The organism is Phyllobacterium sp. CCNWLW183 (assembly GCF_037203775.1).
Classification (GTDB): Bacteria; Pseudomonadota; Alphaproteobacteria; order Rhizobiales; family Rhizobiaceae; genus Phyllobacterium; species Phyllobacterium ifriqiyense.
In genome coordinates this window covers 57,603-70,999 of sequence record NZ_JBBCBN010000012.1, presented here as the reverse complement: position 1 = coordinate 70,999, position 13,397 = coordinate 57,603, and the positions used below count along the sequence as shown (strand labels likewise).

The 13,397-nt window shown below is 53.1% G+C and carries 14 protein-coding genes; 9 read left to right on the top strand and 5 right to left on the bottom strand.

Annotated elements, in window-relative coordinates:
- Nucleotides 1-2: 2 nt before the first annotated feature.
- Nucleotides 3-1,616: a GMC family oxidoreductase gene (locus V9K95_RS22455; RefSeq protein WP_336440451.1), complete on the top strand. Its 1,614-nt coding sequence runs from the start codon at nucleotides 3-5 to the stop codon at nucleotides 1,614-1,616.
- Here V9K95_RS22455 and V9K95_RS22450 read toward each other — a convergent pair.
- Together V9K95_RS22450 and V9K95_RS22445 are read right to left on the bottom strand one after the other, a co-directional pair.
- Nucleotides 1,607-3,238: a Na+/H+ antiporter gene (locus tag V9K95_RS22450; RefSeq protein ID WP_336440452.1), complete on the bottom strand. Its 1,632-nt coding sequence runs from the start codon at nucleotides 3,236-3,238 to the stop codon at nucleotides 1,607-1,609. The genes V9K95_RS22455 and V9K95_RS22450 overlap by 10 nt on opposite strands.
- Before the next feature lie 232 nt (nucleotides 3,239-3,470).
- Complete coding sequence (locus V9K95_RS22445) at nucleotides 3,471-4,136, bottom strand: hypothetical protein (RefSeq protein WP_336440507.1); 666 nt, start codon at nucleotides 4,134-4,136, stop codon at nucleotides 3,471-3,473.
- Between V9K95_RS22445 and V9K95_RS22440 the strand changes: the two genes are divergently transcribed.
- On the top strand, nucleotides 4,135-5,805 hold the full coding sequence (locus V9K95_RS22440) for a long-chain-fatty-acid--CoA ligase (RefSeq protein WP_442958539.1): 1,671 nt from the start codon (nucleotides 4,135-4,137) through the stop codon (nucleotides 5,803-5,805). The genes V9K95_RS22445 and V9K95_RS22440 overlap by 2 nt on opposite strands.
- An 84-nt stretch (nucleotides 5,806-5,889) precedes the next feature.
- Here V9K95_RS22440 and V9K95_RS22435 read toward each other — a convergent pair whose 3' ends face one another.
- The 3 genes from V9K95_RS22435 to V9K95_RS22425 all read right to left on the bottom strand — a co-directional run bounded on the left by V9K95_RS22435 (nucleotide 5,890) and on the right by V9K95_RS22425 (nucleotide 8,883).
- Nucleotides 5,890-6,267 (bottom strand): VOC family protein, encoded by a 378-nt coding sequence (locus tag V9K95_RS22435; protein WP_336440454.1) that lies wholly within the window; start codon nucleotides 6,265-6,267, stop codon nucleotides 5,890-5,892.
- A gap of 137 nt (nucleotides 6,268-6,404) precedes the next feature.
- Nucleotides 6,405-7,994 carry a peptide chain release factor 3 gene (locus V9K95_RS22430; RefSeq protein WP_115054744.1) on the bottom strand — a complete coding sequence of 530 codons (1,590 nt, stop codon included), beginning with the start codon at nucleotides 7,992-7,994 and terminating at the stop codon, nucleotides 6,405-6,407.
- 79 nt (nucleotides 7,995-8,073) lie between these two features.
- Nucleotides 8,074-8,883: a class II glutamine amidotransferase gene (locus V9K95_RS22425; RefSeq protein ID WP_307282061.1), complete on the bottom strand. Its 810-nt coding sequence runs from the start codon at nucleotides 8,881-8,883 to the stop codon at nucleotides 8,074-8,076.
- 154 nt (nucleotides 8,884-9,037) lie between these two features.
- On the opposite strand from V9K95_RS22425, the gene dut reads away from it, so the two are divergent.
- Genes dut through V9K95_RS22390 form a run of 7 tightly spaced genes read left to right on the top strand, consistent with a single transcriptional unit; the run spans nucleotide 9,038 to nucleotide 13,386 of the window.
- A complete protein-coding gene (gene dut / locus V9K95_RS22420; RefSeq protein ID WP_307282058.1) occupies nucleotides 9,038-9,523 on the top strand; it encodes a dUTP diphosphatase in 486 nt (161 codons plus the stop codon).
- A gap of 16 nt (nucleotides 9,524-9,539) precedes the next feature.
- Nucleotides 9,540-10,358, top strand: a complete 819-nt coding sequence (locus V9K95_RS22415; RefSeq protein WP_115054741.1) for an isocitrate lyase/phosphoenolpyruvate mutase family protein — start codon at nucleotides 9,540-9,542, stop codon at nucleotides 10,356-10,358.
- A 3-nt stretch (nucleotides 10,359-10,361) separates the two neighbouring features.
- On the top strand, nucleotides 10,362-11,015 hold the full coding sequence (locus tag V9K95_RS22410; RefSeq protein WP_336440455.1) for an HAD family hydrolase: 654 nt from the start codon (nucleotides 10,362-10,364) through the stop codon (nucleotides 11,013-11,015).
- A complete protein-coding gene (locus V9K95_RS22405) occupies nucleotides 11,015-12,019 on the top strand; it encodes a proline racemase family protein (RefSeq protein ID WP_336440456.1) in 1,005 nt (334 codons plus the stop codon). The genes V9K95_RS22410 and V9K95_RS22405 overlap by 1 nt, the downstream gene beginning before the upstream one ends.
- A 59-nt stretch (nucleotides 12,020-12,078) precedes the next feature.
- Nucleotides 12,079-12,447, top strand: coding sequence for an ArsR/SmtB family transcription factor (locus V9K95_RS22400; RefSeq protein WP_115054738.1), 369 nt, complete (start codon nucleotides 12,079-12,081; stop codon nucleotides 12,445-12,447).
- 1 nt (nucleotide 12,448) lies between these two features.
- Nucleotides 12,449-12,994 (top strand): SRPBCC family protein, encoded by a 546-nt coding sequence (locus V9K95_RS22395; RefSeq protein ID WP_336440457.1) that lies wholly within the window; start codon nucleotides 12,449-12,451, stop codon nucleotides 12,992-12,994.
- A gap of 26 nt (nucleotides 12,995-13,020) precedes the next feature.
- A complete protein-coding gene (locus V9K95_RS22390) occupies nucleotides 13,021-13,386 on the top strand; it encodes a hypothetical protein (RefSeq protein WP_336440458.1) in 366 nt (121 codons plus the stop codon).
- Nucleotides 13,387-13,397 lie beyond the last annotated feature (11 nt).

Genomic DNA, 13,397 nt, shown 5'->3' with positions numbered 1-13,397 from the left:
TCATGCGCATTTACGATTTCATCATTGTCGGGTCTGGATCGGCCGGCTCAGTCGTTGCGAACAAGCTATCGGAAAACGGGCGTTACTCCGTTCTCGTGCTTGAAGCCGGAGGGTCTGACCGGCGATTCTTCATCAGCATGCCGCTTGGCTACGGCAAAACCTTCTATGACAAATCGGTCAACTGGATGTATCGCGCCGAACCAGATCCCGGTCTCGGCGGCAATGCTGACTATTGGCCGCGCGGCAAGGTGCTCGGCGGATCAAGCTCTATTAACGCAATGGTATATGTGCGCGGCGCACCGGAAGATTTCGACGAATGGCGCGATACCGGAAATCCGGGCTGGGGTTATGCGGACGTGGCACCAATCTTCCGTTCCCTTGAGCACCATGACGGCCCGGCAACCAGCCTGGGAAACGATGGTCCATTGCATGTTACCGATTGCTCCCGGCTCTTCCATCCTCTGGCTAACAGGATGATCGCGGCAGCACAGGAAGCGGGTCTTTCTTACAACCCCGACTTTAATGGCGCAGCGCAGGAGGGCGTAGGACCTTTCCAGCTCACGACCAAAGGTGGTCGGCGCATGTCAGCCGCCAAGGCATTTCTGCGACCGGCGATGAAGCGCCGAAACGTGACGGTGCTTACGCAAGCAATGGCGACGCGGATCATATTTGATGGGAAGCGCGCTATCGGTGTGCAATTTACCCGCAAGGGCAAAACGGAACTTGCCAAGGCTGGCCGCGAAGTCATCCTGAGCAGCGGTTCGGTCAACACCCCGCAATTGCTTGAGCTGTCGGGTATTGGTGACGCAAATAGGCTTCAGACACTTGGAGTAGAGGTTCTATACGATAATCCGCAGGTCGGCGAAAACCTCTGCGATCATCTCGGCATCAACTACACTTACCGGGCGAACATACCCTCGCTCAATCAGATACTGCGCCCGTGGTGGGGCAAGGCTGTAGCCGGCATGGAATATCTATTGCGCCGAACGGGGCCGCTATCGATCAGCATGAATCAGGGCGGTGGATTTTTCCGGACCGATCCTTCCCAAACGCGCGCAAACATGCAGCTCTATTTTCAGGCATTCTCAACCCTTGTGCCCAAAAATGGTGAGCGACCCATTTTGACGCCGGATCCATGGCCCGGCTTTTCTCTCGGCCTCTCCAACTGCCGGCCCACCAGCAGGGGTTCGATTCATATTCGCTCCAATAATGCGCATGATGCGCCGCGAATTATCGCCAACGCTTTTTCCACAGAGCATGATGTTGCAGAAATGCTGGATGCGGTGAAGTTCCTGCGAAAAATCGCAGCCACTCCAACAATGTCCATGCTGATTGAAGAAGAGCTTCTGCCAGGACCGGATTGCAACAGTGACGACGAGCTAATTGAAGATTTTCGCAAACGTAGCGGGACAGTTTATCATCCCGTCTCGACATGCAGAATGGGGCCTGATCCGTCCCGATCAGTCGTTGACCCGCGCTTGAAGGTTCATGGACTATCTGGCCTGCGTGTTATTGATTGCTCGATATTTCCGAACATCATTTCCGGCAATACGAATGCTGCGGCAATGATGGTCGGAGCGAAAGGCGCGCAGATGATTTTGGAAGATCATCCATAGCGCGCCTCCATCATATCAATATCGCGCACCATTTTACTGGCAATCGTGCTTTCCAGCCGCCGAGCCCGAACCAGTCGATAGATTTCCTGCCGCTCCGCTTTAAGCGCGGTAATGCGTAGCCGCTTTTCAATCTCTTCGCTGAGAGCCGTCAATTCACGCTCTTCACCAAGATGCATCCGGCCATCGATGCGCTTGCGGTAAAGCTCCATGATGCGGGTTGCGACGTCCGTAAAAATATCGGCATCGGCACGCCCTGCCGCCAAATCGTGCTGGGCTTTTTCAATAGCCATAATCGCTGCTTCGGCGGCGGCAATACGTGCGTAATCTTCTTCCTTCTGGTGTGAATCCTCCGCTGGGAGATCGATGTTTTTGAGCAGTTTTGGCAAGCATATGCTTGCCGCAACCAGCGACAGAATAATCACACCGGCGGCCAGGAAAATAACGAGATCACGGGCTGGAAAGAGACTTCCATCGTTCAGGAAAAGTGGCAATGTCAGAATACCGGCAAGGGTGATTGCACCGCGCACACCGGCGAATGACATTGTGGCCACAAGCTGCCAACTTGGCCTGACAACTGTCTGCTGACCGTCGGAACGGCGTGAAAGCGCATAACGCCATGAGGCCCATACCCACAAGAAACGAAGCCCAACGAGAGCCGCAAAAATAACGCCTACATAGACTGGCAACCACCAATAGCTGTATCCGTTTGCGTGAACGTTTTTAACCGCGCCCCAGAATATGCTTGGAAGCTGTTCACCAAGCAGAACGAAGATGGCACCATTGGCGGCAAATTGCGCGGTATCCCAGACCGCCGTGCGCCTCACCCGCGTGACTGCCAGCGACTGACTGGAGCTTTCTGCGTAGCTCATCGTGATGCCTGCAGCCACTGCCGCAAGAATTCCCGACGCATGAACGTGCTCGGCAAGAAGATAGGCGCCGAAGGGGATGAGCAGACTGATAAGTATCTGCGAGCCGCTTTCCTCACCCAGTCGCCGTGTGAGAAACGCTTTGCCACGCGTGACGCCAATCGTGACGCCAATGCCTATGGCAATGCCTGCAAAGGCGAGCCACAGGAACGTGAAAAATGCTGCCGAGAATGAAAATGTGCCAGTCAACATGGCTGCTACCGCAAAGCGCATGCAAACGAGCCCTGACGCATCGTTCAGCAGTGACTCGCCCTCAAGTATATGCATCATTCGGGACGGAATGGGCACACGGGCGGCAATTGCCGAAACAGCAATCGGGTCCGTCGGCGACACGATTGCCGCCAGGGCAAAGGCAACGGGCAATGGTACAGACGGTATCATCCAGTGAACCAGAAAACCGACGCCAAGAACAGTGAAGATTACAAGCCCCAGCGCCATCTCCAGAATGATGCCCTTATCCCTGAACAGTCCTTCCTTGGGTATGCGCCATCCATCCAGAAACAATAGTGGCGGCAAAAACAGCAGAAAGAAAATATCGGGATCAAGTTCGACGCGGACTTTGGCAACCGAGGCGATCGCCGCGCCCAGACCAATCTGTACCAATGGCAGCGGCACCGGCAAAGGCAACACACGCACAATACTGTCACTGACAACAACCGCCAGCAGCATCAAAAGGACAATGGTAATCGTTTCCACGGCGAATCCTGTTTCGGGCTTATATTCAGGAGAGAGAAGTGCCGGTGCTTTGTCGAGGTGAACCTTGGCAACTTTGTGCCGAGATGTGGCCAAATGAAAGAAATGGAGCGTTACATTGAAACTATGATGAATAAGATTTTTTACGTTTACGTTAATGTAATTGCTTGCAACAGTATGGCTCTCGCCATAGGAGAGATTGTTGAGTAGCATGGTGTAGGGGAAAGATACCAAGCTAAAAAACTAACTGGGAGGTTAATGTGGCTAAACAGGCGAATCCGGTAACAAAGTCTAAAATTGCGGCGTCCAAGATCGCAACCAAAAAAACGGCACCATCTGCAGCAAAGAAATCCTCCGGAAATGTCAAAGAGGCTGTAGCCAGCGCGCAAGCAATATCCACCAAGAAAGCTGCGGTTGCTGCTAAACCAGCTACGACTGCAAAAATGGCTGCTGCCAACAAAGCAACGGCGAAAGCGCCTGCCTCCCAGAACTCTGCTGAAAGCAAACCGGTAGCTGCAGCTGTAAAACCAGCCGCACCCACAAAAACGCCAGCTAAAAACTTATCCAAAGCACCGGCCACTAAAAAAGAACCAGCTATCACGCCTGCTGCCAAGCTGAAAACTGCCGCAAAAGCAGTGCCAGCCAGCAAAGTGACGGCCAAAGCGCCTGCAGCCAAGAAATCTGCTGAAAGTAAATCGGTAGAACCAGCCACACCCGCAAAAGCCCCGGCAAAAAAGATATCAGCGACGCCCACCACTAAAAAAGAACCAACCACCACATCTGCTGCAAAGTCGAAAACTGCCGCAAAAGCAGTGCCAGCCAGCAAAGTGACGGCCAAAGCGCCTGCAGCCAAGACGACTGCTGAGAGCAAACCGGCAGCGGCAGCCAATAAGCCGATCATGCCGACGCCAAAAATGTGGTTGAAACACTATCCCGAGGGTGTCCCGGCGGACATTCCGGACCTGCCTCATCAATCGCTCGGCGCATTCTTTGACGATGCATTCAAAAAATTCAGCAACAAGCCTGCATTTAATTGCATGGGCAAAAGCATGAGTTATGGGGAGCTCGACAAACACTCCCGCTCCATTGCGGCCTGGCTGCAATCTCGCGGACTGGTCAAAGGCGACCGTGTCGCGATCATGATGCCGAATGTCTTGCAATACCCGATTGTGATCGCCGGTATTTTGCGAGCCGGACTAATCGTTGTTAACGTCAACCCGCTTTATACGCCGCGCGAACTGGAATACCAGTTGAAGGATAGCGGTGCCAAGGCCATCATTGTTCTTGAAAATTTTGCTGCCACGCTGCAGAAAGTCATCACCAAAACCTCTGTGCAACATGTCGTTGTTACCGCTATGGGCGACATGATGGGCCTGAAAGGCCATCTGGTAAATCTGGTTGTAAGGCGCGTAAAGAAGATGGTTCCAGCATGGTCATTGCCTGGACACATCCCTTTCAAGACAGCATTGGCAAAGGGCGCTTCCATGTCCCTCAAGCCGGTTGATGTCAAAAGCTCCGACACTGCTTTCCTGCAATATACAGGCGGCACAACCGGCATTTCAAAAGGCGCGACTCTCACCCACAGCAATATTCTTTCCAATATAGAGCAGATGAGTCTGTGGTGTGATGTTGGCTTCAGGGCCAAAGGCAAACCCGACAGCATTGTTTATGTCTGCGCGCTGCCGCTCTATCATATTTTCGCGCTTACCGTGAATGCGATGATCGGTATCAAGCAGGGTGGTCTGAATATTCTTATCCCGAATCCAAGGGATATCCCCGCATTCGTCAAAGTGCTGCAGAAGCACAAATTTCATTTCTTTCCTGGGCTGAGTACCCTCTTCAATGGCCTCATGAACAATGAAGAATTCCGCAAGCTAGACTTCAAGGAACTCAGAATGTCGTTCAGCGGCGGCATGGCCATGCAAAGGCCGGTTGCGGATCGCTGGCAGGAGTTGACCGGCAGCCTGATGATCGAAGGTTACGGGCTTTCCGAAACTTCACCCGTTGCCTCGGCCAATCCGCTTGATGCAAAAGAATTCTCCGGCACAATTGGCATGCCCATGCCATCGACGGATTTTTCCATACGCGATGATGATGGCAAGGAATTGCCCTTGCTGGAAGTTGGCGAAATTTGCATTCGCGGACCGCAGATCATGGCAGGTTATTGGAACCGTCCGGACGAGACCGCCAAGGTCATGACTGCGGATGGATTTTTCCGCTCCGGCGATATGGGTTATATGGACGAGCGTGGCTACACGAAGATCGTCGATCGCAAAAAAGATATGATCCTTGTCTCTGGTTTCAATGTTTATCCGAACGAAATCGAAGAAGTGGCCATGGAACATCCAGGTATTGCCGAGGCTGCTGCCGTAGCAATCGCCAATGAGCATTCCGGTGAAGCCGTGAAGCTTTATATCGTGCGCAAGGACAAGACGTTGACCGAAGAGGCTGTGAAAGCATTCTGCGCCGAACGCCTTACAAATTACAAACGTCCGCGCGTGGTCGAATTCCGGGATGAACTGCCCAAGAGCAATGTCGGCAAGATTTTGCGCCGCGAATTGCGGGACTAAAACAAAGGGAGGGTCTCTTTTATGCAATTGCGATCGGAAAACCGCGACACGCTTTTCCAGGAATTGCTTCGACCCTCCCTTATTTTATGCGGGCTGCCCTACATCAATTCTGTTGCCGTCCCTGTCTTCAAAAACGAAGGACCTGAGACCATAATCGTGGTCGCGCAGTCCTTTGATGATACGTAGCCCTTCCCGCTGGCAAATTGCGTGAAGAGCATCAGCATCATCTACGATGATATGCGCCACATTGAACGGTGGTGCGTCATAATCTTTCTGCAAACTTAAGTGCAGCTCGGCACTCTCGCGCTTCAGAATCATAAACCCGACGGGATTTCCGTTTTCGAACGTCTTGGTGAAGCCAAACACCCGCGTATAAAAATCATGTGCGCGGACCATGTCCTTGACCGGAAGCACGGCTGCAATACGCCCGAAGTGAACAGCGTTGGTGGACTTGTCATTCATTTCATAACCTCAAATATCGAAAGCACATTCCATCACTCACGCACGGTGGCGAAGCGATGGCTGTAACTTTCCCAAAAGATCATGAGACGGTGCCCACGCAGTTCCTATAATACGGCAATCTATTACTGGAAAGAGCTTCAGGCCACCTTGTCGCGCACCTGATAATCCTTGATCGCCGCGAAACGGATCGCTTTCCAACGCTCCGCTTCATAGGAAAGCGAGAAGGAATTTTGCGCAAGGAATACTGGATCATTGTCCAGATCATGCGCGATATCGGCGCGATGACCATTGATGAAACGCTGAAGCTCAGCGGGATCATCGGCAGAAATCCAGCGCGCAACAGTAAAGCGTGCTGGCTCAAAGCCTACAGGCAAGGTGTATTCCACCTTTAGACGTTCGGTCAAAACGTCGATCTGCAGGGCGCCGACAACACCAACAATAGCGGGAGAGCCATCATCAGGCAGGAAGAGCTGAACCACCCCCTCCTCCGCCATCTGCTGGAGCGCTTCGCGCAGCTTTTTGGCTTTCATTGCATCATCCAGCCGCACGCGACGCAGGATTTCCGGTGCAAAGTTTGGAACACCGCGGAAAAGCAAATCTTCGCCTTCCGTCAGCGTATCGCCAATACGCAATGTGCCATGGTTTGGGATGCCGACCACATCGCCAGCCCATGCTTCATCGGCAATCTGGCGACTACGGGCAAAGAAAAATTGAGGCGCCGAAAGGCCCATCGGCTTACCGGTGCGCACAAGCTTTGCCTTCATGCCACGTGAAAGCTTGCCCGAGCAAACGCGCAGAAACGCGATCCGGTCACGGTGATTGGGATCCATATTGGCTTGAATCTTGAACACGAAACCTGTCATCTTTTCTTCCGTGGCTTCGACCCGGCGCGTATCGGCATCCTGTGCACGGGGGCTCGGACCAAAATCACAGAAAGCCTCAATGAGATCGCGGACGCCGTAATTGCGCAATGCGGATCCAAAGTAAACGGGCGTCATATGGCCTTCGCGAAATGCCTTAAGATCGAATGGGTTGCAGGCATCACGCGCCAGCGTTACTTCGTCGATCCACGCCTGACGCTCATTTTCGGGCAGGAGACCGGCTGCGCCGGAGGATTCCGGTCCATTGACGGGGCGCGGAGTCTCTTCCGAATCCCGCTGGCGAACCGTATTGTTCTGAAGATTATACGTTCCGGCGAAGCTCTTGCCTCGTCCTATCGGCCAGGTGATCGGTGCTGTATCCAAGGCGAGCTTCTGCTCAATCTCATCAAGGATCTCATAAGGATCGCGGCTTTCACGGTCCATCTTGTTGATGAAAGTGACAATCGGGATATCGCGCATACGGCAAACTTCAAAAAGCTTGAGCGTGCGCGCCTCAATACCTTTGGCGGCGTCAATCACCATGACCGCGCTGTCTACCGCCGTGAGGGTACGATAGGTATCGTCGGCAAAGTCTTCGTGACCCGGCGTATCGAGCAGATTGAAAATGCAATCCTTGTATTCGAATGTCATGACGGATGTCACAACAGAAATACCGCGATCGCGCTCGATATTCATCCAGTCCGAGCGCGTTTGGATGCGATCTTTCTTCGCCTTGACCTCACCCGCAAGCTGAATGGCTCCACCAAAAAGCAACAGCTTTTCGGTCAGCGTGGTTTTACCGGCGTCAGGATGCGCGATAATCGCGAATGTACGACGTTTGGAAACAGGATGGTCAGCAGAAGACATAAATCGGCTCAAAACTAAAGGAAAGGTTGGCGCCTTCTATCAGCCCCAGTCTTTCCCGTCGACCTTCAATTCCAATAGGTCAAACGCTTTCCAGCGCAGGCGTGAATTCATCTGCAATCATGAACGGCTCAATGGCAATGCGTTTGGTATCTTTGACAGTCACGAAACTGTTCGGAGGAACCGGCATCCAATTGCCTGCTTCACCGTCAAGAGGCTCAGAAACAACGCATAAACCCGCATTTGGCGAAAGCGTTGCGGTATAAAGGGACGGCGCAAAGCGATCTGTTGCATAGCGGACCGCATAGAGATGCTGTCCATCGGAAAAGGCTGCTGTCAGCCGGATAAAGGCGGGGACGCCGATACGCTCCGCTTCGGCTTTGATTGTATTGACCGTTGCAGCAAGAGACTGCGCGGGATGCTGGTCGAGGCCATGTTGCAGCATGAGCAAGAATATCAATTCGGAATCCGTTGAACCCAGTTTCTGCGCGTAAATTGAGTCATCCAGACGAGACTCCAAACCACGTCGCAGCCTGTCAAAATGGCCAATCTGCCCGTTATGCATGAAGCTCCATTTTCCCGAAACGAAAGGATGGCAATTCATACGGCTAGTCACCCCGCCGGTCGATGCCCGAACGTGAGCCAGGAAAAGATGCGACTTGATCTGACGGGAAAGACTTCGCAAGTTCTGATCGGACCATGCGGGGAGAATATCGCGGTAAAGCCCAGGTTCGTCACGCGCACCATACCAGGCCACGCCAAAACCATCACCATTGGTACGCGTTTTGGCCTCGTGCGCATCATGGCTTTGCGCAATCAGCGAATGGCAGGGAGAGGCAATAACATCTTCAAGAAACAGTTCAGGTCCAAGATAGGCAGCCCAACGGCACATGAATCACCCGATTTCGTAACATAATATTATCTGTAACTGCACTTGTGCGAATCGCCAGCACGCTGCTGGGATAATAGCAGATTATGTGCAAACAATGGGCCCAGCGCATCTTGTCAGTTGACGGTGTGCGCTGACTGGTGAAAAAGGTCTCTTCATGTCACAGAAAATCGATTCCGCTCACCCGAAAAACCCTGCACTCGGCCTGGTCCGCCTTGACCACGCCAAGGGGCTGGACCTGCCCGCCTACGAAACATCCGGCTCTGCTGGCATGGACCTTCGAGCTGCTGTTCCGGAAGACAGACCATTGCTGTTGCTTCCAGGAAAACGGGCATTGGTTCCCAGTGGCCTGATCTTCGAAATCCCGGCCGGATATGAGGCGCAAATCAGACCTCGCTCGGGTCTCGCTCTGAAACATGGGATTACCTGCCTCAACACGCCAGGTACGATTGATTCAGATTATCGCGGTGAAGTAAAAGTGATACTGATCAATCTGGGCGATGACGATTTCTACGTCGAGCGAGGCATGCGCATTGCGCAGGTTGTTCTTGCACCGGTTGTGCAGCTCAATGTTGAGGAGCGACAGCATGCCAGCGAAACGTCACGTGGCTCTGGCGGATTTGGCTCGACAGGTACTGCATAGCAATTAGGAGGGTACCATGGATAAAGGCAAAACATTTCGTCTGTTGCATCAAGGACCAGATGTGTTGCTGATGCCCAATCCATGGGATCCCGGCACTACAAAGTTTCTTGCTTCACTTGGCTTCAAGGCAATGGCGACCAGCAGTGCAGGCTTTGCTTTTTCTCGCGGCCTTGCTGACGGGGCCATAACATTCGATGTCATGATGCAGCACTGCCGCGACCTTGTTGCCGCCACGGATCTTCCTGTATCCGGCGATCTGGAAAAGGGCAAAGGCGACAGCGCGGACAGTGCTGCCGAAACGATCTTTGCAGCGGAAGCTGCAGGGCTGGCAGGTTGTTCAATCGAAGATTTCTCCGGGGATCCCGACAAGCCCGTCTATGAGTTTTCCCATGCCGTCGAAAGGGTCGCCGCAGCCGCTGAGGCAGCCCGTGCTTTGAAGCGCGATTTCGTCTTTACCGCGCGTGCCGAAAACTTCTTGCGGGGACAAAATGATCTGGATGACACGATCAAGCGTCTTCAGGCATTTGAGGAAGCGGGAGCGGATGTCCTTTTCGCCCCGGGTATTTCCGACCTTGAGAGTATCAAAATTCTTTGCGATTCAGTCTCCAAGCCGTTGAGCGTTTTGGCTCCTCCTTCGCTGACAGTTAGCGAGCTGGCGGCGGCCGGCGTGAAGCGGATTTCGCTTGGACCAAGGCTCACGACAGCTGCGTTCAGTGCTATCCACGACGCTGCCCGACAGGTGCTCGACAAGGGTACATTTGAATTCGGCACAACAGGCGTAACATTTGGCAATTTACAACAGCTCTTCTCACAGGGTGCAACCAAGGAAGTCTGAAGTATGGCCCGTCCAGACCTGGTGATTTTCGATTGTGACGGCGTGCTTGTCGATACCGAAACCGTCGGCAATCATCATCTGGTCAAGATGCTTGGGGAAGCCGGTTTTAAAACCAGCTTTTCCGAACTCCGCAAAACCTATACCGGCATGCCGATGCGGGCGGTTCAGGAGAAGGTCGAGGCGCTGGGCTATTCATTAGGCGATGATTTTGTCGAACGTTGGTATCAAGCTATTCCCGTTATTTTCGAGAATGTAGAGGCCATCCCCCATATCGAGAGTGTTATTGCTGCTGTTAAGGACGCGGGGCTTCCCTATTGCGTTGCATCTTCCGCCAATGTGGAGAAAATGCACATCACACTCGGCAAAACCGGGCTGATTGATCATTTCGAAAATGTTCTTTACAGCGCATCAATGGTTGCGCGCGGAAAGCCCTTCCCTGACCTGTTTCTCCATGCTGCTGCCAAGATGGGGTATGATCCGAGCCAGGCTGTCGTGATTGAAGACAGTGTGGCAGGAACGGTGGCCGGGATAGCAGCGGGCATGCGCGTATTTTCCTATTGCGGCGATGAGCATGCCGATCATGAAAGCCTGGCTGCAGCAGGCGGCATACTCTTTGACGACATGCGAAAACTTCCTGCCTTGCTGGAAATCAGCTGATGAATAGTCCCCTGAAAGTGATTGATATGCACACGGGTGGCGAACCTCTGCGTATCATTATTGATGGCTATCCCAAGCTGCCAAAGGGAACCATTCTGAGCAAGCGGGCCTATGTTCGCGATCGGCTCGATCATCTGCGGAAGATATTGATGTTCGAACCACGCGGTCATTTCGATATGTATGGCGCGTTGCTGGTTGATACCGATCTTCTCGATGCCGACCTCGCTGTGCTGTTCATGCATAATGAGGGTTATTCTACCATGTGTGGCCACGCCATCATTGCGCTTGGCCGTTATGCCGTTGACTATGGTCTCGTGGCCAAGGTGGAGCCAGTAACCACCGTTCGCATCGAATGCCCTTGCGGTATGGTCGTCGCTTCCGTGGAAGTTCGTGACGGAAAGTCTGGCAGCGTCTCGTTCGAAAGCGTTCCGGCCTTCCTTTTTGCAAGCGACCAGATCGTCGACGTTCCGGATTTCGGCAAGATCAGTTTTGATGTGGCCTATGGCGGAGCTTTTTATGCTCTCGCCGATTGCCATCAATTCGGCCTCGAATTCGGACGCGACGCCGCCTCTGCATTTAAACATGCTGCCACAGTGCTGACCGAGGCCGTGAAAGAAGCAGTCCCGCTTGATCATCCCGATCACAAGGATTTGGCATTCCTTTACGGTTCGATTTTAACCGATGGTGCCGACGAGTGGAATGAAGCGCCGACGAAAAACGTCTGCATCTTCGCTGACGCACAGCTGGACCGTTCCCCGACAGGCTCGGGTGTTACGGCTAGGCTTGCGGCAATGCACGCCAAGGGGCAGATTGTTAAGGGCACAGCCCGGATATTCGAAAGCATTGTCGGCTCGCGCTTTGCGGGTTTTGTTGAGACCACGACGAAGGCGGGGCAGTTTGATGCAATAACCGCGCGTGTTTCCGGGCATGCTTATTACAGCGGTATGGCCGAATTCATCGTTGAAGATGGCGACCCGCTCGGAACTGGATTCCTTATTTCCTGAAGATTCTAAATAGTAAACCATATGGTTGACTATCTTTTGTTGCCGTGATACTAAACCACATGGTTGAATTTCATACATCACATCTCGACGCCGTATTTCATGCGCTTTCCGACCCGACACGGCGGGCGATATTGCAGCGACTTACAGCGGGCGAACATTCTGTCAGCGATCTGGCAACGCCCTTTCAGATGTCCCTGGCAGGGGCATCGAAACATATCAAGGTTCTGGAGAGTGCCGGCCTCGTTCGACGGCGCATCGAAGGCAGAACCCATATCTGCCAACTTGAAGCTGCCAAGCTCGCGCAGGCGCAACAATGGTTGAGCACTTATGAGAAATTCTGGACCGCAAGGCTTGATGATCTTGAAGCTATCCTACGCCAGGAAGATGCCGCAGCATCAAAGTCTGCAACCGGGAAAGGAGGAGAATGAAATGAACGAGCACATTGGAAATAATACCCTCGGCGTCGTCACTGCACCGGGAACCGTTTGTATCAAACGGGTGCTGCCGGGTCCCGTCGAGCGGGTGTGGGCTTATCTGACTGAATCGGACAAGAGGCGTAAATGGCTGGCGAGAGGGCCCATCTCCAGCTTCGTCGGAGGCGATGTGGAACTGACCTTTCACCATTCAGAACTATCGCAAGATCCCGTACCCGAGGAATACAAGAAATATGAGGGTCATACGAATAAGGGGAAAGTGACACGCTATGATCCTCCGCATATCCTCAGTTACACATGGCCTGATGGGCCAAACGAACCTTCGGAGGTGACATTCGAACTTGCCGCCCTGGGGAATGATACGCAACTGACGATTACACATACACGCCTTGCAAGCAGAAATTCCATGGTCAGCGTAGCGGCTGGCTGGCACGTCCATCTCGCGGTGCTGATTGCCCATATGGAAGGGCGGCAGGTCAAGGATTTCTGGGAAAACCACAGTCGTATTGAGCCGGAATACCAGCAGCTCATTGGCAATTGAACAAGCATCTTATGGGAGAGAAAATCATGAGACCTTCTTATGAGGGAAGCCACAATATTGCGATGAAGGTTCCCCCTCATCAGTATGAGGCAACAGTCGCATTCTACAGGGACATCATCGGTTTGGAGCCACTGACGAACCATCTGCCCCATGTGGGCTTTCATTTCGGATCAAATCAGCTTTGGATCGACAAGGCACCCGGTCTCAGCCAGTCCGAGCTTTGGCTGGAAATCGCAGCTGACAATGTCGGCGCTGCCGCCGGACATCTTTCTGAGGCAGGTATCATGCGTTGCGACGAAATCGAAGAATTGCCGGTAGGGCACAAGGATTTCTGGATCACCAGCCCTTGCCAGATCATTCATCATGTGTCGCAAAAGGGCGAAGGCTGGTAGCTAGAGCAAAA

Bases quoted from the DNA above. Each gene is read 5' to 3' on its own strand.
- V9K95_RS22455 (WP_336440451.1), top strand. From the start codon at position 3: ATGCGCATTTACGATTTCATCATTGTCGGGTCTGGATCGGCCGGCTCA.
- V9K95_RS22440 (WP_442958539.1), top strand. From the start codon at position 4,135: ATGCCGACGCCAAAAATGTGGTTGAAACACTATCCCGAGGGTGTCCCG.
- V9K95_RS22445 (WP_336440507.1), bottom strand. From the start codon at position 4,136: ATGATCGGCTTATTGGCTGCCGCTGCCGGTTTGCTCTCAGCAGTCGTC.
- V9K95_RS22435 (WP_336440454.1), bottom strand. From the start codon at position 6,267: ATGAATGACAAGTCCACCAACGCTGTTCACTTCGGGCGTATTGCAGCC.
- V9K95_RS22430 (WP_115054744.1), bottom strand. From the start codon at position 7,994: ATGTCTTCTGCTGACCATCCTGTTTCCAAACGTCGTACATTCGCGATT.
- V9K95_RS22425 (WP_307282061.1), bottom strand. From the start codon at position 8,883: ATGTGCCGTTGGGCTGCCTATCTTGGACCTGAACTGTTTCTTGAAGAT.
- dut (WP_307282058.1), top strand. From the start codon at position 9,038: ATGTCACAGAAAATCGATTCCGCTCACCCGAAAAACCCTGCACTCGGC.
- V9K95_RS22415 (WP_115054741.1), top strand. From the start codon at position 9,540: ATGGATAAAGGCAAAACATTTCGTCTGTTGCATCAAGGACCAGATGTG.
- V9K95_RS22410 (WP_336440455.1), top strand. From the start codon at position 10,362: ATGGCCCGTCCAGACCTGGTGATTTTCGATTGTGACGGCGTGCTTGTC.
- V9K95_RS22405 (WP_336440456.1), top strand. From the start codon at position 11,015: ATGAATAGTCCCCTGAAAGTGATTGATATGCACACGGGTGGCGAACCT.
- V9K95_RS22400 (WP_115054738.1), top strand. From the start codon at position 12,079: ATGGTTGAATTTCATACATCACATCTCGACGCCGTATTTCATGCGCTT.
- V9K95_RS22395 (WP_336440457.1), top strand. From the start codon at position 12,449: ATGAACGAGCACATTGGAAATAATACCCTCGGCGTCGTCACTGCACCG.
- V9K95_RS22390 (WP_336440458.1), top strand. From the start codon at position 13,021: ATGAGACCTTCTTATGAGGGAAGCCACAATATTGCGATGAAGGTTCCC.